This window comes from Streptococcus oralis subsp. tigurinus (genome assembly GCF_002093545.1).
Classification (GTDB): Bacteria; Bacillota; Bacilli; order Lactobacillales; family Streptococcaceae; genus Streptococcus; species Streptococcus oralis_C.
The window spans coordinates 342798-367584 of the sequence record NZ_LNVF01000001.1; the positions used below are offsets into that span (position 1 = coordinate 342798).

At 41.1% G+C, this 24787-nt stretch carries 28 protein-coding genes and 3 riboswitches; of the genes, 26 read left to right on the top strand and 2 right to left on the bottom strand.

Going from position 1 to position 24787, the window contains the following annotated elements; genetic code table 11:
* Positions 1–12: 12 nt before the first annotated feature.
* From ATE34_RS01680 to pyrE, 6 genes are all read left to right on the top strand, one after another.
* A complete protein-coding gene (locus ATE34_RS01680) occupies positions 13–267 on the top strand; it encodes a DUF3165 family protein (RefSeq protein ID WP_000262662.1) in 255 nt (84 codons plus the stop codon).
* Between the two features lie 117 nt (positions 268–384).
* Positions 385–1737, top strand: coding sequence for a UDP-N-acetylmuramoyl-L-alanine--D-glutamate ligase (gene murD / locus ATE34_RS01685; protein ID WP_084910825.1), 1353 nt, complete (start codon positions 385–387; stop codon positions 1735–1737).
* 1 nt (position 1738) lies between these two features.
* Positions 1739–2797 (top strand): UDP-N-acetylglucosamine--N-acetylmuramyl-(pentapeptide) pyrophosphoryl-undecaprenol N-acetylglucosamine transferase, encoded by a 1059-nt coding sequence (locus ATE34_RS01690; RefSeq protein WP_000724793.1) that lies wholly within the window; start codon positions 1739–1741, stop codon positions 2795–2797.
* A gap of 9 nt (positions 2798–2806) precedes the next feature.
* Positions 2807–3961 carry a cell division protein FtsQ/DivIB gene (locus tag ATE34_RS01695; RefSeq protein ID WP_084910827.1) on the top strand — a complete coding sequence of 385 codons (1155 nt, stop codon included), beginning with the start codon at positions 2807–2809 and terminating at the stop codon, positions 3959–3961.
* 245 nt (positions 3962–4206) lie between these two features.
* Positions 4207–4908, top strand: coding sequence for an orotidine-5'-phosphate decarboxylase (pyrF, locus tag ATE34_RS01700; protein WP_084910828.1), 702 nt, complete (start codon positions 4207–4209; stop codon positions 4906–4908).
* A gap of 33 nt (positions 4909–4941) precedes the next feature.
* The gene (gene pyrE / locus ATE34_RS01705) at positions 4942–5574 is read left to right on the top strand and encodes an orotate phosphoribosyltransferase (protein WP_061597863.1); all 633 of its coding nucleotides are present in this window, start codon (positions 4942–4944) and stop codon (positions 5572–5574) included.
* A gap of 50 nt (positions 5575–5624) precedes the next feature.
* On the opposite strand, the gene ATE34_RS01710 is transcribed toward pyrE, so the two are convergent.
* A complete protein-coding gene (locus ATE34_RS01710) occupies positions 5625–6248 on the bottom strand; it encodes a cysteine hydrolase family protein (RefSeq protein WP_033605931.1) in 624 nt (207 codons plus the stop codon).
* 252 nt (positions 6249–6500) lie between these two features.
* Between ATE34_RS01710 and ATE34_RS01715 the strand changes: the two genes are divergently transcribed.
* From ATE34_RS01715 to thiE (ATE34_RS01780), 14 genes are all read left to right on the top strand, one after another.
* Positions 6501–7061, top strand: coding sequence for a TetR/AcrR family transcriptional regulator (locus ATE34_RS01715; RefSeq protein ID WP_033605930.1), 561 nt, complete (start codon positions 6501–6503; stop codon positions 7059–7061).
* A 197-nt stretch (positions 7062–7258) separates the two neighbouring features.
* Positions 7259–7549, top strand: coding sequence for a hypothetical protein (locus tag ATE34_RS11285; protein ID WP_258010505.1), 291 nt, complete (start codon positions 7259–7261; stop codon positions 7547–7549).
* Positions 7550–7569: 20 nt separating this feature from the next.
* Positions 7570–7875, top strand: a complete 306-nt coding sequence (locus ATE34_RS11290) for a hypothetical protein (protein WP_162838149.1) — start codon at positions 7570–7572, stop codon at positions 7873–7875.
* A gap of 160 nt (positions 7876–8035) precedes the next feature.
* Positions 8036–9172: an L-lactate oxidase gene (gene lctO / locus ATE34_RS01730; RefSeq protein WP_000120723.1), complete on the top strand. Its 1137-nt coding sequence runs from the start codon at positions 8036–8038 to the stop codon at positions 9170–9172.
* A 148-nt stretch (positions 9173–9320) separates the two neighbouring features.
* Positions 9321–9409, top strand: a riboswitch (TPP riboswitch).
* A 215-nt stretch (positions 9410–9624) separates the two neighbouring features.
* The gene (locus ATE34_RS01735; RefSeq protein ID WP_033605928.1) at positions 9625–10293 is read left to right on the top strand and encodes a TenA family protein; all 669 of its coding nucleotides are present in this window, start codon (positions 9625–9627) and stop codon (positions 10291–10293) included.
* A gap of 127 nt (positions 10294–10420) precedes the next feature.
* Positions 10421–11203 carry a hydroxyethylthiazole kinase gene (gene thiM / locus ATE34_RS01740; RefSeq protein WP_033605927.1) on the top strand — a complete coding sequence of 261 codons (783 nt, stop codon included), beginning with the start codon at positions 10421–10423 and terminating at the stop codon, positions 11201–11203.
* 1 nt (position 11204) lies between these two features.
* The gene (thiE, locus tag ATE34_RS01745) at positions 11205–11834 is read left to right on the top strand and encodes a thiamine phosphate synthase (RefSeq protein ID WP_033605926.1); all 630 of its coding nucleotides are present in this window, start codon (positions 11205–11207) and stop codon (positions 11832–11834) included.
* Positions 11835–12047: 213 nt separating this feature from the next.
* Positions 12048–12136, top strand: a riboswitch (TPP riboswitch).
* Between the two features lie 158 nt (positions 12137–12294).
* On the top strand, positions 12295–12855 hold the full coding sequence (locus ATE34_RS01750; RefSeq protein WP_000915272.1) for an ECF transporter S component: 561 nt from the start codon (positions 12295–12297) through the stop codon (positions 12853–12855).
* Positions 12856–14241, top strand: coding sequence for an ATP-binding cassette domain-containing protein (locus ATE34_RS01755; RefSeq protein ID WP_084910830.1), 1386 nt, complete (start codon positions 12856–12858; stop codon positions 14239–14241).
* A 1-nt stretch (position 14242) separates the two neighbouring features.
* Positions 14243–14893: an energy-coupling factor transporter transmembrane component T gene (locus ATE34_RS01760; RefSeq protein ID WP_084910832.1), complete on the top strand. Its 651-nt coding sequence runs from the start codon at positions 14243–14245 to the stop codon at positions 14891–14893.
* A 10-nt stretch (positions 14894–14903) separates the two neighbouring features.
* Positions 14904–15596 carry a thiaminase II gene (tenA, locus tag ATE34_RS01765; protein WP_084910833.1) on the top strand — a complete coding sequence of 231 codons (693 nt, stop codon included), beginning with the start codon at positions 14904–14906 and terminating at the stop codon, positions 15594–15596.
* Between the two features lie 3 nt (positions 15597–15599).
* Positions 15600–16124, top strand: a complete 525-nt coding sequence (gene thiW, locus ATE34_RS01770; RefSeq protein ID WP_001244057.1) for an energy coupling factor transporter S component ThiW — start codon at positions 15600–15602, stop codon at positions 16122–16124.
* Positions 16124–16927, top strand: coding sequence for a hydroxyethylthiazole kinase (gene thiM, locus ATE34_RS01775; protein ID WP_033588965.1), 804 nt, complete (start codon positions 16124–16126; stop codon positions 16925–16927). Before thiW ends, thiM (ATE34_RS01775) begins: the two co-directional genes overlap by 1 nt.
* Entirely contained in the window at positions 16920–17552 is a 633-nt protein-coding gene (gene thiE, locus ATE34_RS01780; RefSeq protein ID WP_084910835.1) for a thiamine phosphate synthase, read from the top strand. The genes thiM (ATE34_RS01775) and thiE (ATE34_RS01780) overlap by 8 nt, the downstream gene beginning before the upstream one ends.
* A gap of 47 nt (positions 17553–17599) precedes the next feature.
* Here thiE (ATE34_RS01780) and thiD read toward each other — a convergent pair whose 3' ends face one another.
* The gene (gene thiD, locus ATE34_RS01785) at positions 17600–18391 is read right to left on the bottom strand and encodes a bifunctional hydroxymethylpyrimidine kinase/phosphomethylpyrimidine kinase (protein ID WP_084910837.1); all 792 of its coding nucleotides are present in this window, start codon (positions 18389–18391) and stop codon (positions 17600–17602) included.
* 84 nt (positions 18392–18475) lie between these two features.
* Positions 18476–18574: riboswitch (TPP riboswitch) on the bottom strand.
* Between the two features lie 183 nt (positions 18575–18757).
* Between thiD and ATE34_RS01790 the strand changes: the two genes are divergently transcribed.
* The 6 genes from ATE34_RS01790 to ATE34_RS01815 all read left to right on the top strand — a co-directional run bounded on the left by ATE34_RS01790 (position 18758) and on the right by ATE34_RS01815 (position 24699).
* Positions 18758–19153, top strand: coding sequence for a CopY/TcrY family copper transport repressor (locus ATE34_RS01790; protein WP_001167184.1), 396 nt, complete (start codon positions 18758–18760; stop codon positions 19151–19153).
* A gap of 10 nt (positions 19154–19163) precedes the next feature.
* Positions 19164–19535, top strand: a complete 372-nt coding sequence (locus tag ATE34_RS01795; protein WP_000935075.1) for a cupredoxin domain-containing protein — start codon at positions 19164–19166, stop codon at positions 19533–19535.
* A 9-nt stretch (positions 19536–19544) separates the two neighbouring features.
* Complete coding sequence (locus tag ATE34_RS01800) at positions 19545–21788, top strand: heavy metal translocating P-type ATPase (RefSeq protein ID WP_084910839.1); 2244 nt, start codon at positions 19545–19547, stop codon at positions 21786–21788.
* A gap of 212 nt (positions 21789–22000) precedes the next feature.
* The gene (gene spxB / locus ATE34_RS01805) at positions 22001–23776 is read left to right on the top strand and encodes a pyruvate oxidase (RefSeq protein ID WP_084910841.1); all 1776 of its coding nucleotides are present in this window, start codon (positions 22001–22003) and stop codon (positions 23774–23776) included.
* Between the two features lie 110 nt (positions 23777–23886).
* Entirely contained in the window at positions 23887–24234 is a 348-nt protein-coding gene (locus ATE34_RS01810) for a VOC family protein (protein WP_084910843.1), read from the top strand.
* Positions 24235–24438: 204 nt separating this feature from the next.
* Entirely contained in the window at positions 24439–24699 is a 261-nt protein-coding gene (locus ATE34_RS01815; protein WP_084910845.1) for a SemiSWEET family transporter, read from the top strand.
* Positions 24700–24787 lie beyond the last annotated feature (88 nt).

Sequence of the window (24787 nt, forward strand, 5' to 3'; positions counted from 1 at the left end):
AAAGAGATAAAGATGGTTTATTTAATCATAGGGATACTCTTATTACTACTCTATGTATTTGCGACACCTCAAAGTATCAAAGGAACAGTCAACATCGTTATCTTGGTCTTTGTAGTTGTTGCACTCCTGATTTTGCTGATGTTGTCCATCTTGCAAATCTTCCAATTACCGACAGAATTCTTTGTCACAATCGCCATGCTGGCTCTAGCTTATTTTAGCTTGAGAGACATTACGCTCATGTCTGAAAAAAAGAGCAAAAGAAGATAAATTGAAAGAGAGCTTCGGCTCTCTTTTTCAATGTCAGAATGAGGACTAGAGCATTTTCGCTTAGTATTATTTCCATAAAAATGGTAAAATAGTAGGAGTAGAAATGGAGTTTGAGACATGAAAGTAATCGATCAATTTAAAAATAAGAAAGTACTTGTTTTAGGTTTGGCTAAGTCTGGTGAGTCTGCAGCCCGTTTGTTGGACAAGCTAGGTGCCATTGTGACAGTAAATGACGGCAAGCCTTTTGAGGAAAATCCTGCTGCTCAAAGCTTGCTAGAAGAGGGAATCAAGGTTGTCACTGGTGGGCATCCTTTGGAATTGTTGGATGAAGATTTCGCTCTGATGGTAAAAAATCCAGGTATTCCGTATAGCAATCCCATGATTGAAAAGGCATTGGCAAAGGGAATTCCAGTCTGGACTGAGGTGGAGTTGGCTTACTTGATCTCGGAAGCGCCAATTATCGGTATCACAGGTTCAAATGGGAAAACAACCACAACGACTATGATTGGGGAAGTTTTGACTGCTGCCGGTCAACATGGTCTCTTGTCAGGGAACATCGGCTATCCTGCCAGTCAAGTGGCTCAAACTGCAACAGCCAAGGACACACTTGTCATGGAACTTTCTTCTTTCCAACTGATGGGTGTTCAAGAATTTCATCCTGAGATTGCGGTTATTACCAACCTCATGCCCACTCATATCGACTACCATGGTTCTTTTGAGGCCTATTTGGCAGCTAAGTGGAATATCCAAAATAATATGACAGCAGCTGATTTCCTTGTCTTGAACTTTAACCAAGACTTGGCAAAAGAATTGGCTACCAAAACACAGGCTACTGTTGTACCATTTTCAACAAAGGAAAAGGTTGATGGGGCCTATTTGGAAAATGGTCAACTCTACTTCCGTGGGGAAGTGGTCATGACAGCTAGTGAAATCGGTGTTCCAGGTAGCCACAATGTAGAAAATGCCCTTGCGACCATTGCAGTAGCCAAGCTACGTGGTGTAGATAACCAAATCATCAAGGAAACTCTTTCAGCCTTTGGTGGTGTCAAGCACCGTCTCCAGTTTGTGGATGAAATCAAGGGGGTCAAATTCTATAACGATAGCAAGTCAACCAATATCTTGGCTACTCAAAAAGCCTTGTCAGGATTTGACAATAGTAAGGTCATCTTAATTGCAGGTGGTTTGGACCGTGGGAATGAGTTTGATGAATTGGTTCCAGATATTACTGGGCTCAAGAAGATGATCATCCTCGGTCAGTCTTCAGAACGTGTCAAACGGGCAGCAGAGAAGGCTGGTGTGACTTATGTAGATGCGACAGATATTGCAGATGCGACCCGCAAGGCCTATGAGCTTGCGACTCAAGGAGATGTAGTCCTTCTCAGTCCTGCCAATGCTAGCTGGGATATGTATGCTAACTTTGAAGTACGTGGCGACCTCTTTATCGACACAGTAGCGGAGTTAAAGGAATAATATGAAAAAAATTGTCTTTACAGGTGGGGGGACGGTTGGACATGTCACCCTCAATCTTTTGTTAATGCCTAAGTTCATCGAAGACGGCTGGGAAGTTCACTATATTGGTGATAAACACGGAATCGAACACCAAGAAATCCTCAAGTCAGGTTTGGATGTTACTTTCCATTCTATTGCGACTGGGAAGTTGCGTCGCTATTTTTCTTGGCAAAATATGCTGGACGTGTTTAAAGTTGGTTGGGGAATTGTCCAATCGCTCTTTATCATGTTACGACTGCGTCCACAGGCTCTTTTTTCTAAGGGAGGATTTGTGTCTGTGCCACCGGTTATCGCAGCGCGTGTGTCAGGGGTACCTGTCTTTATTCACGAATCGGACCTATCTATGGGTTTGGCTAATAAAATTGCCTACAAATTCGCAACCAAGATGTATTCAACATTTGAGCAGGCTGCTGGTCTCGCAAAAGTCGAGCATGTGGGAGCAGTAACAAAGGTTTCGGAGCAAAAAACTTCAGAACCAGATGAATTGGTCGATATCCAAACCCACTTTGATCTTAAATTGCCAACCGTATTGTTTGTTGGTGGTTCTGCAGGAGCTCGTGTTTTTAACCAATTGGTGACTGACCATAAGAAAGAACTGACAGAGCGCTACAACATTATTAATCTCACTGGAGATTCAAGCCTCAATGAATTGAGTCAAAATCTCTTTCGTGTTGACTATGTGACGGATCTCTATCAACCCTTGATGGAGATGGCAGATGTGGTGGTGACGCGTGGCGGTGCCAATACGATTTTTGAGCTCTTAGCCATGGCGAAACTCCATCTCATCGTACCATTGGGTCGTGAAGCAAGTCGAGGAGACCAGATTGAAAATGCAGCCTACTTTGTTAAGAAAGGCTATGCAGAAGAACTTCAAGAAAGTGACTTGACCTTGGAAAGCTTGGAGGCGAAACTCAGTCACTTGCTTAGTCACAAGGATCAGTACCAAGCTAGCATGAAAGCTTCGACTGAATTGAAATCTCTTGCAGATTTTTACGATCTACTAAGAAAAGACCTATCATAAGGAATATCAATGTCAAAGGATAAGAAAAAAGAATCAAACCAGAAGCAAGAATTGTCTGAATGGCAGAAACGAAACCAGGAATACCTGAAAAAAAAAGCTGAGGAAGAAGCTGCCCTAGCTGAGGAGAAGGAAAAGGAAAAACAAGCTCGAATGGGGAAAAACTCTAAGTCGTTAGAGGAAAGTAAGAAGTCATCAAGTGATTCCGACCAGAACGAAACTGTTCCAGACGAAGAATCATCCGAAAAAGAAGAAAAATCTAAAAAAGATGATCCTAAAGTCAAAGAAGAAAAAGAAAAGAAGAAAAAAGAAAAACCCGAGAAACCAGCCAAACCTAAAATTGCGCCTGTTCATATTTGGCGAGCTGTGAGTATCTTAGTGCCAAGTATTCTGGTACTTCTTCTCTCAGTCTATCTGTTGACTCCGCTATCGACCATCAAAAATATCGAGGTTAAGGGAAATAGGAACACCCAGGCGGACGACATTAAACAGGCTTCTGGAATTCAAGATAGCGACTATACTTTAGCCCTATTGTTGGATAAGGAAAGATACGCCGAGCGTATCAAGTCCAACCATTGGATAGAATCAGCGAAGATTGACTATCAATTTCCAACTAACTTTACGATTGAGGTCAAGGAATTCGATATTGTCGGTTATTATGTGTCTGGTGAAGAACATTATCCTATTCTGTCTAGTGGGACAGTAGAGTCAACTCCTGTTGATCGCTTAAACTTACCTGAGACTTATCTGACAGTTACCTTTAATGACGAGCAGCAGGTGAAAGAACTGATCACAGGATTATCTACCATCAGTGAGGATATCAAGAGTCAAATCCAGAAAATCGAATTAGCGCCAAGCAAGGCAACAGCAGATCTTTTAAAAATTACTATGCTGGACACAGATGAGATTTTGGTTCCCTTGTCAGAATTGAGCAAGAAATTGCCTTATTACAGCAAAATCAAGCCACAATTGACAGAACCGAGTGTAGTCGATATGGAGGCTGGAGTATACAGCTATACGATAGCGGATAAACTGATAGAAGAAGCAGAGGAAAAAGCCAAAAAAGAGGCCCAGGAAGCTGAGAAGAAAAAACAGGAAGAAGAAAAGAAAAAACAAGAAGAACAGGGAAGTCAAAGTCAAACGAGCCAGCAATCACAGAGTCGTTAGACTAACTTTTCCTCTTGATTTTGAAAGGTATAGAAGTCCAGATTCGAGTTTTTGCTTGACAAGTCCTACTATAAATAATAGAATAGAAAAAAACCTTTAAAGCAGTCCGGAGAGGCAGCTAAGGTTAGACGGTGAAAGGGTGGAGACTACCCATTTTTCGTGGAACCTTGCTGTTGGCAGGTTCCTTTTTTCGTGGTTTGTTTTTAACCATACTCTCTTGCTCGTAAAGGTAAAAGGAGAAAGGTATGCGTGAACATCGTCCAGTTATTGCTCTTGATTTTCCTAGTTTTGAGGCAGTCAAGGAATTTTTATCTCTTTTCCCAGTAGAAGAAAGTCTTTATCTAAAAGTGGGAATGGAGCTTTATTATGCGGAGGGTCCAGAAGTTGTCCGCTATTTGAAATCATTGGGACATAGTGTCTTTCTGGATCTCAAGCTACATGACATTCCAAATACAGTAAAATCTGCCATGAAGGTCTTATCTCAGCTTGGTGTAGACATGACCAATGTTCATGCTGCTGGTGGTGTAGAGATGATGAAGGCTGCGCGTGAAGGTCTTGGGACACAAGCTAAATTGATCGCTGTGACCCAGCTTACATCAACGTCGGAAAGTCAGATGCAGGATTTTCAAAATATCCAAACCAGTCTGCAAGAGTCTGTGATTCACTATGCCAAGAAGACAGCTGAAGCAGGCTTGGATGGTGTCGTTTGCTCGGCTCAGGAAGTGCAAGTCATCAAGCAGGCCACCAATCCAGATTTTATCTGTCTGACACCTGGTATTCGTCCAGCGGGAGCTGCGGTAGGAGACCAAAAACGTGTCATGACACCTGCTGACGCCTATCAAATCGGTAGTGACTATATCGTAGTGGGACGTCCCATTACCCAAGCTGAAGATCCTGTTGCAGCTTATCATGCTATCAAGGATGAATGGAACCAAGACAGAAATTAAAGAAATAGATTATAAAAATAAAAGGAGAATACCATGACACTTGCTAAAGATATCGCTAGCCACCTCTTGAAAATCCAAGCCGTTTACCTCAAACCAGAGGAGCCTTTCACTTGGGCATCTGGTATCAAGTCACCGATTTACACTGATAATCGTGTGACATTAGCCTATCCAGAAACTCGTACCCTAATTGAAAATGGCTTTGTGGAAGCTATCAAAGAAACTTTTCCTGAGGTAGAAGTGATTGCAGGAACTGCGACAGCAGGGATTCCACACGGAGCTATCATTGCTGATAAGATGAACTTGCCTTTTGCCTACATCCGTAGCAAACCAAAAGACCACGGAGCTGGTAATCAAATTGAAGGCCGTGTAGCTCAAGGGCAAAAAATGGTAGTGGTTGAAGACCTTATTTCAACAGGTGGTTCTGTTCTTGAAGCCGTAGCAACCGCTAAACGCGAAGGAGCCGATGTGCTTGGAGTTGTAGCGATTTTCAGTTATCAATTGCCAAAAGCAGATAAGAACTTCTCAGATGCAGGTGTCAAACTTGTGACGCTTTCGAACTACAGTGAACTCATTCACCTAGCCCAAGAAGAAGGATATATCACACCAGAAGGACTCGACCTTCTAAAACGCTTTAAAGAAGACCAAGAAAATTGGCAAAACGCTTAAAACATAGAAAATCAGGTAGTCGCTAGGATTACCTGATTTTGTTTTTAATACTAAAGTTGAGCGATAACTTCCTCAGTTGTCAAAACTTGGTTGGCAATGTAGCCATAGTTTGTCAGGGCAGCTTGGTAGGCTTCTTCACCTGGAGCACCGACAGCATCGTTAACAACAATGACATTGTAGCCTAATTCTATGAGTTCACGCATATGTGAATCCACGCAGAGATTAGCATTCATACCAGCCAAGATGACGGTGTCGATACCATTTTTGCGGAGTTGAAGGTTAAGGTCGTTGCTTTCTGGGCCAAAGATTTTATGTCCGTTGACAACAATAGTATCTTCATCCAAAAATGGTTTAATCTCTTCAATCATATCTGCTCCAGAGCCTTCTGGAATTGCTGAATACTGGCTATCACGCCAAAACATTTCGTTTTCAATCATCATCGTTTCACCAGCAGCTTTAAATTGCCACTTGTGATCGTGTGGATAGAAGTAGTGCGGTGAGATAAAACGCTTGTAGCCACGCTCTTGAGCAAGAGCGAAAAGCTTTGTCAGATTTTCAATAGTATTAACTTTTTCAAGAACGTCTTTAGTTGCTCCGAATCCTTTACCAGTATGTTTTAGGAATTCAACTTGTGGGTCTGTGATAACAAATGCGACATTTTTCTGATTGAACATGAGGTTCCTCCTAATATGATTTGATTAACAGCCAATAGGAATTTAGACTGTTAGTTTGATGATTTTCCAAATGGTAGTTTTAGTTATATACTGACCATTCGGTACAATTATAATAACATCTAAAATTGAATTTGTAAATTAATTTGCTCAGAACAAAAATTTTAATGATAAAACAGTGGCAAAAGGAGGTGGTTTCAATTGTTTGGTTTCAGGCTCTGAATCTGCTATAATAGGAAAAAGAGAGGTGAGCAGATGAGTGTTAAAGAGCGTATTTTACAAAGTGCTGAGAAATTGATTTATCAGAAGGGATATGTGGCCACCTCCATCAGTGACATCATGGAGGCAGCTGATGTTGGCAAGGGGCAGCTTTATTATTATTTCAAATCTAAGAAGGAAATTGGTTTGACGGTCATTCAAGATATTTTAGCAAATTGGCGAAAAGAGCTTTTTGAAGATATTTTTGAAGCAGACAAGTCTGACAGTGACAAGTTTTCGGATATGATTGACTGGGTTTGTCAATTTCATGAAAGTCAGACGGTCTTTTATGGTTGCCCAATTGGTAATCTGATTGTGGAATTGTCCACAGAAGATGAGAACTTCCGCTTTCCTCTCAATGATTTTATGACCCAGTGGACAGAGAAGTTAGCCAGCCTCTTGCAAGACCTGCATGCTGACTGGTCAGAAGAGCGGGCGCAGTTGCAGGCCCGTCAAGTCATCTCCAGTATTCAAGGAAGCATTGTCATTCTCAAAGTCAGCCAAGACATCCAAGTTTTGGAAAATAATATGACGGATTTGAAAAAGAATTATTGTTAATTTTTAGCCGAAGAATTAAAAGTATGTTAATTTATGGATTGTGGTTAAGAGGTAAGAATGACAACAGATATTAAAACTGAAATTGGTCATAGAGTAAGACAGGAACATGAACGTCACAAATTGACGAGAGAAGAGGTCTGTGGACAGAAGCTGACTTAATAATCAAACAGCTGATGCGTACTGAGCTTGGGCAATCCTTGCCAACAATTACTAAGTTACAATATTTATCTAAGCGATTAGAAGTTCCGATAGATACTTTTCTTGAAAATAAAGAACTAGCTCTTCCTGAGGAAGAGTTGCTGAGTCTAGACTTGATTGAAAGAATATTAGACTTGATAAGGACAGGGACAGGTAGTTTCGCTGAAGATATTTTTGATGATTATTTTAAGCAAGTAACACTAAAGCAAGTTTACACATTCAATGATTTACTATTAATTGATTATTTTGCTATGCAATGTCAAGACTTGATTTATAGAAGAGAGCATTAGATGATTTTCGGATTAAGTTGTTGAAACAGCAATTAGTTAGTGATGAAATGTATAATGTAGAGCTACTATCAGTTCTTTGTGCCATAGCGGGTGTTTATGTTGTTCATAGTGACTATAAGCATATGATATCTCTAGTAAAAAAGATGAATGAAATTTTATCAGTAACAATGTTGCAAGTCTATAAATCTGGAATTTCAGTATTTGAAGCTAAGTGCTATCTTTATTTTGAAAATGATAAAAATAAAGCAAAGGAACTTTATCACTCAGCAACTATACTAGCTGAACAATTTGATGATAAAGTATTAGAAAATGAAAAGATTATTTGAATTTCCATAACTTAAGAAAGTTCATCATTTTTAATTATCTCTGTAAAATGATTGAAAGCATGAAATTTCCAAACAAAATATTTGAAAAATTTTGAAAAAAGAGTTAGAATATTTTTTGTAATATACAAAGTAAACGCTTACTTATCAAGGAGGACATTTTATGTCATACAAAACAAGCAATGCAGAAGGTCATGTAGATTTCATCAATACCTATGATTTGGAGCCAATGGCGCAACAAGTTATTCCTAAAGCAGCATTTGGCTATATCGCTAGTGGGGCGGAGGATACTTTCACTTTGCGTGAGAATATTCGTGCCTTTAACCACAAACTCATCGTTCCTCATACACTTTGCAATGTAGAAAATCCAAGTACAGAGATTGAATTTGCAGGCGAAAAATTGTCTTCACCAATCATTATGGCGCCTGTTGCGGCTCATAAATTGGCAAATGAACAGGGTGAAGTGGCGACTGCGCGTGGTGTGCATGAGTTTGGTTCTCTCTATACAACCAGCTCTTACTCTACTGTCGACCTTCCAGAAATTACGGAAGCCCTTCAAGGGACACCTCATTGGTTCCAGTTTTACTTTAGTAAAGATGATGGTATCAATCGCCACATCATGGACCGTGTGAAGGCTGAAGGTTATAAAGCGATTGTCTTGACGGCTGATGCTACGGTAGGGGGCAATCGTGAGGTCGATAAGCGTAATGGTTTTGTCTTCCCAGTTGGCATGCCGATTGTTGAAGAATACCTGCCAGAAGGTGCTGGTAAATCAATGGACTTTGTTTACAAATCAGCTAAACAGCGCCTATCTCCACGAGATGTAGAATTTATCGCTGAATACTCAGGACTTCCTGTTTATGTCAAGGGGCCACAATGCCGTGAGGACGTTGAACGTTCGCTTGCTGCTGGAGCTTCTGGTATCTGGGTAACCAACCATGGTGGCCGTCAAATCGACGGTGGGCCAGCTGCCTTTGACTCACTTCAAGAAGTAGCAGAAGCAGTTGACAAACGCGTACCAATTGTCTTTGACTCTGGTATTCGTCGTGGCCAACACGTCTTTAAAGCCTTGGCTTCAGGAGCAGACTTGGTAGCTATTGGCCGCCCGGTTATCTATGGCTTGGCTCTCGGCGGTAGTGTTGGTGTGCGTCAAGTCTTTGAACACTTGAATGCAGAATTGAAGACAGTTATGCAGTTATCTGGAACTCAGACTATTGAAGATGTCAAACACTTCAAACTCCGTCACAACCCATACAATCCAACCTTCCCAGTTGACCCTCGTGACTTAAAATTGTATTGATAAAATAGCTTGCCTCCACTTGATGTGGAGGTTTTTCTTCGTCTATAGGAAGAATAAATCACCATTGAAATCTATATAAATATATTTTTCAGTCAAATATCTTGCTAGGGCTTTCATTTTTTGCTATACTGGTGCAGTAATTAAATAATAAAGACATTTGGGGTGCTTTAGGCTGAGATGATACCCATTGAACCTGATACAGTTAAGACTGGCGAAGGGAAATGTGAAACGTTTTTTCGTATGGCGAAATGAACGATCTAATCTTGTAAGCTAAACTCTAATTCTTGATTGTAATTGGAGTTTTTTTGTTTATATAAACTGGATGAAGGTGATACAAAGCATTTAGGTAGCTTTTCTTGAACGCCCTTGATTTTCTTTAAAAAGGTCAAGTAAAACTAGGATTTTCTTGATGTTTTGTTGATTACGAACGAGTAAAGAGAGGAAAAGTAAATATGGAAAGACAAGACTATGCATTTCAGCCAGGTTTGACTGTTGGAGAATTATTAAAAAGCAGTCAGAAGGATTGGCAGGCTGCAATCAATCATCGTTTTGTTAAGGAACTTTTTGCGGGGACAATTGAGAATAAGGTCTTAAAAGACTACCTAATTCAAGATTATCACTTCTTTGATGCCTTCTTATCCATGCTGGGTGCTTGCGTAGCCCACGCAGACCAGCTTGAATCCAAGCTTCGTTTTGCCAAGCAACTAGGCTTTCTTGAAGCAGATGAAGACGGTTATTTCCAAAAAGCTTTCAAAGATTTAAAAGTATCTGAGAATGACTATCTGGAAGTGACCTTGCATCCTGTAACAAAAGCCTTTCAGGAGCTTATGTATTCTGCTGTATCATCATCAGACTATGCCCATCTTTTAGTCATGCTGGTCATTGCAGAAGGTCTCTATTTAGACTGGGGTTCTAAAGATTTGGCTCTACCTGAAGCCTATATTCATTCGGAATGGATTAATCTCCACAGAGGTCCTTTCTTTGCAGAGTGGGTTCAATTTCTGGTTGACGAACTCAATCGTGTCGGAAAAGGTCGAGAAGATTTGACAGAACTTAAGCAACGCTGGAACCAAGCAGTCGCTTTAGAATTAGCCTTTTTTGATATTGGTTATGATGCTTAGGGAAAGTTCAGGATACTGACAAATTTGATGAGGTAAATCATTCAATGTAACTGAAAAATTTCTTAACGAAAGATAGAGATAAATCGAAATCAGTAGATCGTATAAAGTGAAAAGGAAGGATTTCAATATGACAAGTTTAAAATTATTAAAAGAAAAAGCACCATTAGTAATCTGTATCACCAATGATGTTGTAAAAAACTTTACAGCAAATGGATTAGTAGCACTGGGTGCCTCACCAGCTATGAGCGAGTACCCAGCAGACTTAGAAGATCTATTAAAATATGCTGGAGGATTATTGATTAACATTGGGACTTTAACGGATAATAATTGGAAGCTGTACCAAGAGGCACTAAAAATTGCTGAAAAATATAATGTTCCTGCAGTTTTAGATCCTGTAGCCTGTGGAGCAGGAGAATATAGAAAAAAAGTAGCAGATGATCTAATCAATAATTACAAACTGGCAGCGATTAGGGGAAATGCTGGCGAGATTGCCTCTTTAGTAGGAATAAATGTGGCATCTAAAGGAGTAGATAGTGCAGGCGTAGATAATATTGATGAAATTGCTCTAGCAGCAAATAAAAAGTTCAATATTCCAATAGTAGTAACAGGTGAAGTGGATGCCATTGCGGTTAATGGAGAAGTTGTAACGATTCATAATGGTAGTGCCATGATGCCAAAAGTTATTGGGACAGGATGCTTATTAGGTGCTGTAGTAGCAAGCTTTATCGGACTTGAAAAAGGTCAAGAATTGAAATCATTAGAAACAGCAATGTTGGTTTACAATATCGCTGGAGAAATGGCAGAAAAACGTCCAAATGGGCATCTTCCTGGAACATTTAAAGTTGAATTTATAAATGCCTTATACGAGATTACAGACGAAGATGTAAAGGAATTCAAAAGAGTGAAGTAAGATGTTTCATAAAGAATTACTAAAACTATATTTTATTTGTGGAACGACTACTTGCCAAGGAAAAGATATATATAGAGTCGTTGAGGAAGCCTTAAAAGGTGGTATAACCTTATTTCAATTCCGTGAAAAAGGTGAGGGAGCCTTAGAAGGTAAAGAAAAAGTCGAATTAGCAATTAAACTACAGGATCTTTGTAAAAAATACAATGTTCCGTTTATTGTTAATGATGATATTGATTTGGCAATGGAAATTGATGCTGATGGTGTACATGTAGGACAGGATGATCTTGGTGTTGATGAAATTAGAAAATTGATGCCAGATAAAATAATTGGTCTTTCTATAAAAAACGAGGAAGAATTTCAACAATCAAAAGTTGAATATGTAGATTATGTTGGTGTTGGTCCTGTATTTGATACCCAGTCAAAAGATGATGCTGGTGGTGCTATAGGTTATGAAGGTCTTAAATTGATGAGAAAACTATTGCCACAAATTCCCTTAGTTGCAATTGGTGGGATACAGACGCAACATATTAAAGATATTATGAAGACCAATGTTGACGGCGTTTCAATCATTTCAGCAATATCGTATGCAAAAAATATAGAAAAAACTGTTCGGGAAATGAGTGAACAATAGGCATCAATTTTTCCTTGGATTCTGAGGGAGTAGGATTTTCTTTTTTCTAAAAAGATATGTCCAGATTCAGTTCAAATAGCTAATCCATCAAATAAGTCATTTATTTTTTGCAAAAGAAAGATCTGCTGTCTTTTTGAGTACAAGGCTGTATTTCCAGTTCAATTCCTTGAACTAGAATAAATCGTCTGTTAAAATAATTATATAATTAAATAATAAAGACATTTGGGGTGCTTTAGGCTGAGATGATACCCATTGAACCTGATACAGTTAGTACTGTCGAAGGGAAATGTGAAAAGGTTTTTTTCGTATGTCGAAAAGAACTGTCTAATCTTGTAAGGTAAACTCTAATTCTCGTTTGTAATTGGAGTTTTTTTGTTTATCAAAAGAGGATAGGCTGGACGTTAAGCCTTTCGGTAGCTCACCTTGAATACCCCACTTTTCTTTAAAAAAGGAGTTTTTTATGTTGAAAAAATGGCAGTTAAAAGATGTTATCTTGCTTGCTTTCTTGTCTATCTTTTTTGGTGGCGTTTTTGTGGGTTCCGGCTATCTGTTTGATATCCTCACCTTGATCTTGGCCCCTCTTGGTTTGCAGGCCTTTGCCAATGAAATCCTCTTTGGTCTCTGGTGTATGGCTGCGCCCATTGCGGCTATCTTTGTTCCAAGAGTCGGAAGTGCAACGATTGGAGAAGTGCTTGCTGCACTTGCTGAAGTCCTTTATGGTAGCCAATTCGGTCTAGGCGCTCTTTTGTCCGGCTTGGTTCAAGGTTTGGGAAGTGAATTTGGCTTTCTTGTGACCAAGAATCGCTATGAAAGTTGGCTCTCTCTAACTGCCAATAGTATTGGGATTACACTTTTTAGCTTTGTCTATGAATACATTAAGTTAGGTTACTACGCCTTCTCCCTTCCTTTTGTCCTTTCCTTGCTTGTGGTGCGTTTTATTTCCGTCTTTTTCTTCTGTACCATCTTGGTTCGTGCCATTGTCAAACTCTATCATCAGTTTGCAGCTGGAGGAAAGGCGTAGATGGGGCTGGAACTACGGGGGATTCAGTCCCCAATCTTTTCGGAGCCGATTGATTTTACTTTTCATGCGCAAGCCTTTACCTTGTTAGTTGGGAGCAGTGGTTCAGGAAAATCCAGTCTCTTTCAAATTATTGCTCAAGTCAGTTCTCTTCCCTATAGTGGTCAAGTCCTGATAGATGGGAGCGAGGTTAGTCAGCTTTCTACCGTTGAACGTGTTCAGACGGTTGGTATTCTCTTTCAAAATTCCAATCATCAGTTCACCATGGAGAACTTGTTTGAGGAGCTGATTTTTACCTTGGAGAATATCGGCCATCCTGTTCAAGAGATTGATGCTAAAATAGCAGAGGTGGTCCGGCAATGTCGTTGCGAGGTAATCTTGAACCGTCCCATTCATCACTTATCAGGTGGGGAAAAGCAGAAGGCTGCGCTAGCTGTTCTCTTTGCTATGAATCCTAGGGTCTATCTTTTGGATGAGCCCTTCGCTTCTATTGATCGAAAGAGTAGGCTGGAAATCTTGGAGATTCTAAAAGAGCTGGTCTCTAATGGGAAGACAGTCATCCTGTGCGACCATGATTTATCAGACTATGGAGCCTACATTGACCATATGGTTGAGTTAAGAGACGGACAGCTAAGGGAAGTGTTTCAAATCCCTTGCTCTGAGATGATACAGGTTTCTTCAAAGGAAGTTGCTTCTAGTCCAGAACTATTCCATATGGATCGTGTGACTTGTGAGCTGGGGAATCGCCCTCTCTTTTCGCTTGCGGATTTCACATTTTACCAAGGGATTTCCTGTATCTTGGGTGACAATGGTGTCGGGAAATCAACCCTCTTTCGGTCTATTCTTCAATTTCAAAAGTATAAGGGGCGCATTACTTGGAAGAGTTGTGTTCTAAAAGAGAAAAAAAGTTTGTATCGCGATCTGACTGGTGTTGTTCAGGAAGCTGAGAAGCAGTTTATCCGAGGCAGTCTGAGAGAGGAACTGCAACTAGATAGCCCAGACTCTGAAAGAAATCAGCGGATTCTCCAAGCTTTAGGATATTTTGATCTGGAGCAGGCGCTTGATAGGAGTCCCTATCAATTAAGTGGTGGTCAGCAAAAGATACTTCAGCTTTTGTCCATCTTGACCAGCAAGGCTTCTGTGGTCTTGCTAGATGAGCCATTTGCTGGTTTGGATGATAGAGCCTGCCATTATTTTTGTCAGTGGATGTTGGAGGATAGAAATCAAGGAAGAAGTTTTTTGATCATTAGCCATCGTTTAGATCCCTTGATCTCTGTGGTTGATTATTGGATTGAGATGACTAGTCAGGGTCTTAGTCATGTGAAAGAAGTGACCATCAGCAAACCTCTCCCATCTCTGAAAAATGATACTCTAGGGGAGGTGAGGTAGTATGACCAAAGTAGCAACTAAGACACCGGTTATCAGTCTCTTCTTTCTAGTTTTATCCTTGGAAACATCTTTCATTCCTTCGATTAGTCTTAATCTTTCGGTAGTCGCATTTTGCATACTCTTTTTACTCTATTACCGTCGATTTAAAATATTGGCTTGGATGATTTTGCTCGCCATTTTACCTTCTTTCGCCAACTACTGGGCGGTTCAGTTACATGGGGATGCTTCGCAGGCAGTGATGCTTGGAACGAGAGCCTTTGTGACAGTTTGTATCGGCCTTGTCTTTGTTTCCTCTATTTCCCTAAAAGAGCTTCTCTTGTACTTGGGTCAAAAGGGGGTATCACGTTCTTGGGCTTATGCCTTGATTGTGGTATTCAATTCCTTTCCCCTCATTCAGCAGGAAATCAAGTCCCTCAAGGAAGCTTGTTTATTGCGCGGTCAAAAATTGCATGTTTGGTCTCCCCTGATATACAGTAAGGTTCTGATGACGGTTTTTAGGTGGCGCCATCTCTACTTGAGAGCTTTGTCTGCACATGGATATGACGAACATGCGCAGTTGGAGAATCGCTATCGGACTTTTTATATTTCTAAAAAAACAAAATTAATCTACCTACTTTTCTTTTTATTGCTTCAAACCAGTTTATTTCTATAAAGGAGTTATTATGGAATTTACAGATATTGCGATGGAATTATCCAGGGAAGTTTGGCAGGCTTCCTTTCACCATCCCTTTGTTTTACAGTTACAAGAGGGAAATTTAGAACCTTCTATTTTCCGCTATTACCTGATTCAGGATGCCTACTATCTGAAGTCTTTTTCAGAAGCCTATCACCTCTTGGCTGATAAGACTTCAAACGAGGAGATGAAAAGACTCTTGAAACAAAATGCCCAGAGTCTAGTGGAGGGTGAATTGTTTATCCGTCAACAATTTTTCAAGGAATTAGGAATCAACGACCAGGAAATGGAGCAACATCCAATCGCTCCAACCTGTTATCATTACATTTCGCATATTTATCGACAGTTTGCAGAGTCAAACTTGGGCATTGCTTTTGCTAGTTTGCTTCCATGTCCTTGGTTATACCATGATTTGGGCAAGGCACTTAATCGCAAACCATCCCCGAATCCTCTTTATCAACAGTGGATTGAAACCTATATCACCGATGAGTTAGAACAGCAGATTAAAGAGGAAGAAGCCATGGTCAATCAGCTCTATCAAGAAAGTGACGAGACGGACAAACAAAAAATGCTAGAGGCCTTCCATCGAAGTGTCCATATGGAAGCCAAGTTTTGGGAGATGGCTTACCAACATCAAACCTGGACAAGTGATTTGCAGTCCTTAGAAAAAGAGAAGAAATAGAAAATGAGAAACCACCAACTACAAGTTCACAAATTAACCATTTTATCCATGATGATTGCTCTTGACGTAGTTCTTACACCCATCTTTCGAATTGAAGGGATGGCACCGATGTCCAGTGTAGTCAACATTCTTGCAGGAATTTTGATGGGACCTGTTTATGCCTTGGTCATGGCTACAGTCACAGCCTTTATCCGTATGTCTACTCAAGGCATTCCGCCTTTGGCCCTAACAGGAGCTACCTTTGGAGCCCTCCTTGCAGGTCTCTTTTATAAGTACGGTAGAAAATTTTACTTTTCTGCCCTAGGAGAAATCTTGGGAACGGGGATAATCGGTTCCATTGTTTCCTATCCTGTCATGGTTCTCTTTACCGGATCTGCGGCCAAGCTCAGCTGGTTTATCTACACCCCTCGATTTTTCGGAGCAACCTTGATCGGTACAGCCATAGCTTTCCTCGCCTTTCGATTTTTGATCAAGCAGGAATTCTTTAAAAAAGTGCAGGGATATTTCTTTGGAGAAAGGATAGAATGATGCAGAAATTGACAAATCCTTTCCCTCTGGCAACCAGTTCCTTGATTCACTGTATTACCAATGAGATTTCTTGTGAGATGCTGGCCAACGGCATTTTGGCTCTGGGATCTAAACCAGTCATGGCAGATGACCCTCGTGAGGTTCTTGATTTTACTAAGCAAAGTCAGGCTCTCTTCATCAATTTGGGGCATTTGTCAGCTGAGAAGGAAAAAGCAATCCGTATGGCAGCTACTTATGCAAACCAAGCTTCTCTCCCAATGGTAGTAGATGCGGTTGGCGTTGCGGCTTCCCCCATTCGTAAGGGACTAGTCAGAGATCTTTTTGAATACAAGCCCACGGTCCTTAAAGGAAATATGTCAGAAATCCGAAGCCTTGTTGGTTTAAAGCACCACGGAGTTGGGGTTGATGCTAGTGCTAAAGATCAAGAAACTGAGGATCTGCTTCAAGTCTTGAAAGACTGGTGTCAGACCTATCCTGGTATGTCGTTCCTAGTCACTGGCCCCAAGGATCTCATCGTTTCGGAGAACCAGGTTGCTGTATTGAGGAATGGCTGTGCAGAATTGGACTGGATAACAGGGACAGGAGACCTGGTCGGAGCCTTGACAGCCGTTTTTCTCAGCCAAGGAAAGACTGCTTTTGAAGCTTCTTGCCTAGCAGTTTCTTATCTCAATATCGCTGCTGAGAGAATAGTTGTTCAAGGAATGGGATTGGAAGATTTTCGATATCAAGTTCTCAATCAACTCTCTCTCCTAAAAAGAGACGAAAATTGGCTAGAAGCCATCAAAGGAGACTTTTATGAATAGAGAAGCACTTAGACTGTATCTAGTAACCAATCGCTACCAAGATTCCTTGGAAAGCTTTCTTGAAAAAGTCGAGACGGCCTGCCGTTCAGGTGTTACCATCATCCAATTACGAGAAAAAAATCTCACCACCAATCAATACTATCAACTGGCAAAACAAGTCAAGGAAATAACAGATGCCTACCAAGTACCCTTAATTATCGATGATCGGTTGGATATCTGTCTTGCAGTCGATGCTGCAGGTTTGCATATTGGCGACGATGAACTACCAGTTTCGGTTGCCCGCAAAGTCTTGGGTCCTGAAAAAATCCTCGGTGTCACTGCTAAAACGGTTAAAAGAGCTCTCGAAGCAGAAACATCGGGTGCGGATTACTTGGGAACAGGAGCCATTTTTCCGACTACGACCAAGGAAAATGCGCCTATCACCTTGATTTCAACCTTGAAAACAATTTGCCAAACGGTCGCCATTCCAGTAGTTGCTATCGGAGGCCTGACGTCAGAGAATATTGACCAACTTATCGGCACGGGTATAGCTGGAGTAGCTGTCGTACGTGATCTGATGCAGACAGAAGATATTGAAGTAAAAGCGCACGCCTTTTTAACAAAGCTGGATGACATGATTTCCTAATCAAAAACTCTCTAATTCCCTTAAAGTAGGAACTAGAGAGTTTTTTCTTAATCTTTAAAAGTTGTATGGTTGACTGGGCCAGAACCATGTCCGAGTTGAGGAGCGTCTTGGATGGCTTTTGTGATAAAGGCCTTGGCCTTATCAACTGCCTGATAAAGACTTCTGCCCTTGGCTAGTTCAGCCGTGATCACAGCAGCAAAGGTACATCCGGTACCATGGGTGTGACAGGTTTGAATTCGTGGACTTTCCCAGACAAATTGCTCATCCTTGGTAAAGAGGAAATCCTTGGCACCACCTTCAAGATGGCCACCTTTGATAACAACAGACTGAGGACCAAATTCTTTTAAAATCAGGCGACCAGCACGCTGCATGTCTTCTGGATCATGAATCGAAAAACCAACAATCTCTTCTGCCTCAGGAAGATTCGGAGTGATAATGGTTGCAAGGGGAAGCAGATTTGTCTTTAGGTAGTCTCTGGCACTAGAATCAATCAGGGTATCCCCACTCGTAGCGACCATAACAGGGTCCAGCACATAGGGACAGTCCAGCTTTTTAAGATAGGGTTGGATGATCTCCATGATCTCAGTAGTTGCCAACATCCCTGTTTTTACAGCCTGAGGCTTGATATCCGAAAAGACACTATCCAATTGAGCTTCCAGCATTTGGTTGGAGACGTGTTCGATTAATTGAACGCCTCTGGTATTTTGAGCGACAAGACTGGTCACAACGGCCATTCCATAGACATCTCTAGCTTGGAATGACTTTAAATCAGCCATAATGCCAGCACCGCCACTAGGGTCAGTCCCTGCAATAGTTAGAGCAACGGGTAAATAAGTCATCTAAAACCTCCCAACCAACTGAAGTTTGTATTCTTAAGAACAAGCTAGTCTGTTTCAGGAAAGCAATAGAAGACCAGCTAGTCCTCATTATCATTTCCACTTCCATCAGCTAGCATTACCTAGATTGAGTCAAAGGGATCTAACAGTCGTTAATCTCAGCTTTACGCCCCCCTAGTGGTTGTTTTCTTTTTTCTACAGTATAGCATATTTTTATAGTTTATATAGTGAAATTTGACTGCAAATCTCTCATCAAATGCTTAAAATTCTATTTTTCAAAGAAAAGATTAATTTTATAATTGACAAATGTAGATTTTCGGAGTATACTAATAACTGTAATCGACAAATGTAGATTTAGGAGGTGTGATTATGCAGATTTCAGATGCAGAATGGCAGGTCATGAAGATTATTTGGATGCAGGGGGAGCAGACCAGTAGGGATTTGATCAGGGTTTTGGCGGAGCGGTTTGACTGGTCCAAGTCCACGGTTCAGACTCTTTTGGCTCGCTTAGTAGAGAAAGAGTGCCTGACTAGGAAAAAAGAGGGCAAGTCCTTTGTCTATTCAGCCCTTTTAACTTTAGACCAAAGCCGAGACCTGCTTGTCCGAGATATCAAGGACAAGGTTTGTTCTCGTAGGATGAAGCAGTTGGTGGCTGACTTGATTGCGGAATGTGATTTCACTCAGGCTGATTTGGCAGACTTGGAAGCTGTGATTTCTGAGAAAAAAGCTAGTGCAGTTGCTGAAGTAAAATGTAATTGTATGTAAAGGAGACGTCATGTTAAATAGTATTGTAACCATTGTTTGTATTGCCCTTATCGCGTTTATCTTGTTTTGGTTTTTTAAAAAGCCTGAAAAATCTGGACAAAAGGCCCAGCAAAAAAAGGGCTATCAAGAGATTCGAGTGGAAGTCATGGGAGGCTATACTCCTGAGTTGATTATCCTCAAGAAATCAGTGCCAGCACGTATTGTCTTTGACCGCAAGGATCCTTCACCCTGTCTGGACCAAATTGTTTTTCCAGACTTCGGTGTGCATGCTGACCTGCCAATGGGGGAAGAGTATGTAGTGGAAATCACGCCTGAGCAAGCTGGAGAGTTTGGCTTTGCTTGTGGTATGAACATGATGCACGGCAAGATGATTGTAGAGTAGGAGAACATTATGACAGAAATTGTGAAAGCAAGCCTGGAAAATGGCATTCAAAAAATCCATATCACAGCTGAAAAAGGATATCATCCAGCCCATATCCAGCTTCAGAAAGGGATTCCGGCGGAAATTACCTTTCACCGTGCCACCCCTTCAAACTGTTACAAGGAAATTCTTTTTGAAGAAGAAGGAATCTTGGAACCAATCGGAGTAGACGAGGAAAAGGTGATTCGTTTTACACCTCAAGAGTTGGGTGAGCATGAATTCTCATGTGGAATGAAAATGCAAAAGGGCAGTTATACAGTTGTTGAGAAGACTCGAAAATCTTTATCACTTTTACAGCGTTTTTGGATTACTAGTATCTTTACTGTGCCTCTTGTGATTCTCATGATTGGGATGTTGACAGGTAGTATCAGTCACCAAGTCATGCATTGGGGAACCTTTCTAGCCACAACGCCTATTATGTTAGTAGCAGGTGGTCCTTATATCCAGAGTGCTTGGGCCAGCTTTAAAAAACACAATGCCAACATGGATACCTTGGTTGCTTTGGGAACTCTAGTGGCCTATTTCTATAGTTTAGTTGCCCTCTTCGCTGGGCTCCCTGTCTACTTTGAAAGTGCTGGATTTATCCTCTTCTTCGTTCTTTTGGGGGCAGTTTTTGAAGAGAAAATGAGGAAAAATACTTCCCAAGCTGTGGAGAAACTACTGGATTTGCAGGCTAAAACAGCGGAAGTCTTGCGTGATGATAGCTATGTTCAAGTTCCCTTGGACCAAGTCAAGGTAGGCGACCTGGTTCGAGTGCGTCCAGGTGAAAAGATTGCAGTTGATGGTGTCGTAGTGGAAGGTGTGTCCAGCATAGATGAATCCATGGTGACAGGTGAGAGCCTGCCAGTGGACAAGACAGTTGGAGATACTGTCATTGGCTCAACTATCAATAATAGCGGAACGCTTATTTTTAGGGCAGAAAAGGTTGGCTCAGAGACTGTTTTGGCACAGATTGTAGACTTTGTAAAGAAAGCTCAGACTAGCCGCGCACCGATTCAGGACTTGACGGATAAGATTTCAGGGATTTTTGTCCCAGCAGTTGTCATTTTAGGAATCGTGACCTTTTGGGTTTGGTTCGTTTTGCTCAGGGATAGTGTAGTCGTGCTTGGAGCTAGCTTTGTGTCTTCTCTTCTCTATGGAGTTGCGGTTTTGATTATTGCCTGCCCTTGTGCCTTGGGTCTTGCAACACCGACAGCTCTTATGGTAGGGACAGGACGCAGTGCCAAAATGGGGGTTCTTCTCAAAAATGGAACAGTCTTACAGGAAATTCAGAAAGTCCAAACTATTGTGTTTGATAAGACAGGGACTTTGACGGAAGGAAAACCAGTGGTCACTGATATCATTGGCGATGAGACAGAAGTGCTCGGCTTAGCTGCCTCCTTGGAAGAAGCTTCTCAACACCCACTGGCTGAGGCTGTTGTCAAGAGAGCAAGTGAAGCTGGACTTGAGTTTCAAACTGTCGAAAATTTCCAAGCCTTGCACGGAAAAGGTGTTTCAGGGCAAATAGCTGGGAAACAAGTCTTACTTGGAAATGCTAAAATGCTAGATAGTATGGATATTTCCAGCGCTTATCAGGAAAAACTAGAAGAACTAGGAAAAGAAGCTAAGACAGTTGTTTTCTTGGCTGTTGATAATGAAATCAAAGGCTTGCTTGCTTTGCAAGATATTCCCAAGGAAAATGCTAAGCTAGCCATCAGTCAGTTGAAAAAACGTGGTCTTAAAACAGTCATGCTGACAGGAGATAATGCTGGTGTGGCGCGTGCTATTGCAGATCAAATCGGAATCGAAGAGGTCATTGCAGGCGTCCTACCAGAAGAAAAAGCCCATGAAATCCATAAACTACAAGCAGCTGGGAAAGTAGCCTTTGTTGGTGATGGCATCAATGATGCTCCTGCCCTCAGTGTAGCAGATGTGGGGATTGCTATGGGAGCTGGAACGGATATCGCCATCGAGTCAGCAGATTTAGTGTTGACAACTAATAACCTCCTAGGAGTGGTTCGTGCCTTTGACATGAGTAAGAAAACCTTTAACCGTATTCTGCTCAATCTTTTCTGGGCCTTTATCTACAATGTCGTCGGAATTCCGATTGCAGCAGGAATCTTTTCTGGTGTTGGATTGGCCCTCAATCCAGAACTGGCAGGTCTAGCCATGGCCTTTAGTTCTGTATCTGTTCTGACCAGTTCACTCTTACTAAACTTTAGTAAAATAGACTAAAAGCGAGCTTGCTCGCTTTTTATTATAAAACAGTCACATAAAACATTTTCAAACTGTACTGCAATAGAGTATAAAAACTTCTGAGCAGATTCTTAGTAAAGTCAAAATAATTGTGATAAATTAGTAGAGTAAAAATTTGCTGAAACGTTTCCAAATAATATATGAAAACGGATGAATCAAGTTTTAAAAATATTTGAAGGAGAGTTATCATTATGACTCAAGGAAAAATTACTGCATCTGCAGCAATGCTTAATGTATTGAAAACATGGGGCGTAGACACAATCTACGGTATCCCATCAGGAACACTCAGCTCATTGATGGACGCTTTGGCTGAAGACAAAGATATCCGCTTCTTGCAAGTTCGCCACGAAGAAACAGGTGCTCTTGCAGCGGTTATGCAAGCTAAATTTGGTGGCTCAATCGGGGTTGCAGTTGGTTCAGGTGGTCCAGGTGCGACTCACTTGATTAACGGTGTTTACGATGCAGCTATGGATAACACTCCATTCCTAGCGATCCTTGGATCACGTCCAGTTAACGAACTCAACATGGATGCCTTCCAAGAATTGAACCAAAATCCAATGTACAACGGTATCGCTGTCTACAACAAACGTGTAGCTTACGCTGAGCAATTGCCAAAAGTAATCGACGAAGCTTGCCGCGCTGCAGTTTCTAAAAAAGGTCCAGCTGTTGTTGAAATTCCAGTAAACTTCGGTTTCCAAGAAATCGACGAAAACTCATACTACGGTTCAGGTTCATACGAACGTTCATTCATCGCTCCTGCCTTGAACGAAGTTGAAATTGACAAAGCAGTTGAAATCTTGAACAATGCTGAACGTCCAGTTATCTATGCTGGTTACGGTGGTGTGAAAGCAGGTGAAGTGATTACTGAATTGTCACGTAAAATCAAAGCACCAATCATCACAACTGGTAAAAACTTTGAAGCCTTTGAATGGAACTACGAAGGGTTGACAGGTTCTGCTTACCGTGTTGGTTGGAAGCCAGCCAACGAAGTGGTCTTTGAAGCAGACACCGTTCTTTTCCTTGGTTCAAACTTCCCATTTGCTGAAGTTTACGAAGCCTTCAAGAACACTGAAAAATTCATCCAAGTTGATATTGACCCTTACAAACTTGGTAAACGTCATGCCCTTGACGCTTCTATCCTTGGTGATGCAGGTCAAGCAGCTAAAGCAATCCTTGACAAAGTAAACCCAGTAGAATCTACTCCATGGTGGCGTGCAAACGTGAAGAACAACCAAAACTGGCGCGATTACATGAACAAACTCGAAGGTAAAACTGAGGGTGAATTGCAATTGTACCAAGTTTACAATGCTATTAATAAACATGCTGACCAAGACGCTATCTACTCAATCGACGTAGGTAACTCAACTCAAACATCAACTCGTCACCTTCACATGACACCTAAGAACATGTGGCGTACATCTCCACTCTTTGCGACAATGGGTATCGCCCTTCCTGGTGGTATCGCTGCTAAGAAAGACAATCCAGATCGCCAAGTATGGAACATCATGGGTGATGGTGCATTCAACATGTGCTACCCAGATGTGATCACAAACGTTCAATACGACCTTCCAGTTATCAACGTTGTCTTCTCAAACGCTGAGTATGCCTTCATCAAGAACAAATACGAAGACACAAACAAACACTTGTTTGGTGTTGACTTCCCTAACGCTGACTACGCTAAAATTGCTGAAGCACAAGGTGCTGTTGGATTTACAGTAGACCGTATCGAAGACATTGACGCAGTCGTTGCAGAAGCTGTGAAACTCAACAAAGAAGGTAAAACTGTTGTCATTGATGCCCGCATCACGCAACACCGTCCACTTCCAGTAGAAGTACTTGAATTGGATCCAAAACTTCACTCAGAAGAAGCGATCAAAGCCTTCAAGGAAAAATACGAAGCAGAAGAACTCGTACCATTCCGCCTCTTCTTGGAAGAAGAAGGATTGCAATCACGCGCAATCAAATAATTCCTCTCATCGAAAATCAAAGGTAAACTTTGCAGATTTTATTCTTTGATTTTCTTAGATCAGAACTTAAAAAGATAGGAGTAATCCGGTCTTTTTATGGAGGATAGTAAATGAATTTAAATCAATTAGATATCATCGTTTCAGATGTTCCTCAAGTCTGTGCTGACTTGGAGCGTATTTTGGATAAAAAGGCAGACTATGTTGATGACGGTTTTGCTCAGTTTACGATTGGCAGTCATTGTCTTATGTTGTCCCAAAATCATTTGATTCCTTTGGAAGATTTTCAGTCAGGAATCATTCTTCACATCGAGGTTGAGGATGTAGAGCAGAACTACCAACGATTGAAAGAGCTTGGTACCGAGATTTTACACGGTCCAGCTGTAACTGATTGGGGAACGGAATCGCTACTAGTTAAAGGCCCTGCTGGTCTAGTGATTGATTTTTATCGTATGAAATAGGGCGCTTAATCATTTAAAGCTAACCATAATTATTCTTAATACAGAATGTGAGAATATGCACTATTGAAAGATCGGAGAAATCCGGTCTTTTTCTTATCACAAGATTGTGATAGTTTACATCTTCATAACAAAAGCTTCAAAGTCTTGATTGTTTTGAAAAAAGATTATAAAATATGATTCATAAAAATGAAAGAGGTTTTGAAAATGTCTGAAAAACAAATGAAAGTTTTGGGTTGGGTAGCGACCTTCATGTCTGTTATGATGTACGTGTCTTACTTCCCACAAATTATGAACAACCTGGCTGGTCAAAAAGGGAACTTTATCCAGCCCTTGGTTGCAGCCATCAACTGTAGTCTCTGGGTTTACTACGGTCTTTTCAAGAAAGAAAGAGATATTCCCCTTGCGGCAGCGAATGCACCAGGTATCGTTTTTGGCCTGATAACGGCTATTACGGCATTGATATAAAAAGAAGACTGGTTTCAGTCTTTTTTCGTATATATAAAAGTAAGTTTAGTGCTATCATTATCCAGAGAGTTCAAAACTTTTTGCCTCC

Coding starts and splice junctions, on each gene's coding strand:
- ATE34_RS01690 (WP_000724793.1), top strand. CDS start 1,739: ATGAAAAAAATTGTCTTTACAGGTGGGGGGACGGTTGGACATGTCACC.
- lctO (WP_000120723.1), top strand. CDS start 8,036: ATGTCATACAAAACAAGCAATGCAGAAGGTCATGTAGATTTCATCAAT.
- thiE (WP_084910835.1), top strand. CDS start 16,920: ATGAATAGAGAAGCACTTAGACTGTATCTAGTAACCAATCGCTACCAA.
- ATE34_RS01815 (WP_084910845.1), top strand. CDS start 24,439: ATGTCTGAAAAACAAATGAAAGTTTTGGGTTGGGTAGCGACCTTCATG.
- murD (WP_084910825.1), top strand. CDS start 385: ATGAAAGTAATCGATCAATTTAAAAATAAGAAAGTACTTGTTTTAGGT.
- ATE34_RS01810 (WP_084910843.1), top strand. CDS start 23,887: ATGAATTTAAATCAATTAGATATCATCGTTTCAGATGTTCCTCAAGTC.
- pyrF (WP_084910828.1), top strand. CDS start 4,207: ATGCGTGAACATCGTCCAGTTATTGCTCTTGATTTTCCTAGTTTTGAG.
- thiM (WP_033588965.1), top strand. CDS start 16,124: ATGCAGAAATTGACAAATCCTTTCCCTCTGGCAACCAGTTCCTTGATT.
- thiW (WP_001244057.1), top strand. CDS start 15,600: ATGAGAAACCACCAACTACAAGTTCACAAATTAACCATTTTATCCATG.
- tenA (WP_084910833.1), top strand. CDS start 14,904: ATGGAATTTACAGATATTGCGATGGAATTATCCAGGGAAGTTTGGCAG.
- ATE34_RS01790 (WP_001167184.1), top strand. CDS start 18,758: ATGCAGATTTCAGATGCAGAATGGCAGGTCATGAAGATTATTTGGATG.
- ATE34_RS01755 (WP_084910830.1), top strand. CDS start 12,856: ATGGGGCTGGAACTACGGGGGATTCAGTCCCCAATCTTTTCGGAGCCG.
- ATE34_RS01760 (WP_084910832.1), top strand. CDS start 14,243: ATGACCAAAGTAGCAACTAAGACACCGGTTATCAGTCTCTTCTTTCTA.
- pyrE (WP_061597863.1), top strand. CDS start 4,942: ATGACACTTGCTAAAGATATCGCTAGCCACCTCTTGAAAATCCAAGCC.
- thiE (WP_033605926.1), top strand. CDS start 11,205: ATGTTTCATAAAGAATTACTAAAACTATATTTTATTTGTGGAACGACT.
- ATE34_RS01795 (WP_000935075.1), top strand. CDS start 19,164: ATGTTAAATAGTATTGTAACCATTGTTTGTATTGCCCTTATCGCGTTT.
- ATE34_RS01800 (WP_084910839.1), top strand. CDS start 19,545: ATGACAGAAATTGTGAAAGCAAGCCTGGAAAATGGCATTCAAAAAATC.
- thiM (WP_033605927.1), top strand. CDS start 10,421: ATGACAAGTTTAAAATTATTAAAAGAAAAAGCACCATTAGTAATCTGT.
- spxB (WP_084910841.1), top strand. CDS start 22,001: ATGACTCAAGGAAAAATTACTGCATCTGCAGCAATGCTTAATGTATTG.
- ATE34_RS01695 (WP_084910827.1), top strand. CDS start 2,807: ATGTCAAAGGATAAGAAAAAAGAATCAAACCAGAAGCAAGAATTGTCT.
- ATE34_RS01710 (WP_033605931.1), bottom strand. CDS start 6,248: ATGTTCAATCAGAAAAATGTCGCATTTGTTATCACAGACCCACAAGTT.
- ATE34_RS01750 (WP_000915272.1), top strand. CDS start 12,295: ATGTTGAAAAAATGGCAGTTAAAAGATGTTATCTTGCTTGCTTTCTTG.
- ATE34_RS01715 (WP_033605930.1), top strand. CDS start 6,501: ATGAGTGTTAAAGAGCGTATTTTACAAAGTGCTGAGAAATTGATTTAT.
- ATE34_RS01735 (WP_033605928.1), top strand. CDS start 9,625: ATGGAAAGACAAGACTATGCATTTCAGCCAGGTTTGACTGTTGGAGAA.
- ATE34_RS01680 (WP_000262662.1), top strand. CDS start 13: ATGGTTTATTTAATCATAGGGATACTCTTATTACTACTCTATGTATTT.
- thiD (WP_084910837.1), bottom strand. CDS start 18,391: ATGACTTATTTACCCGTTGCTCTAACTATTGCAGGGACTGACCCTAGT.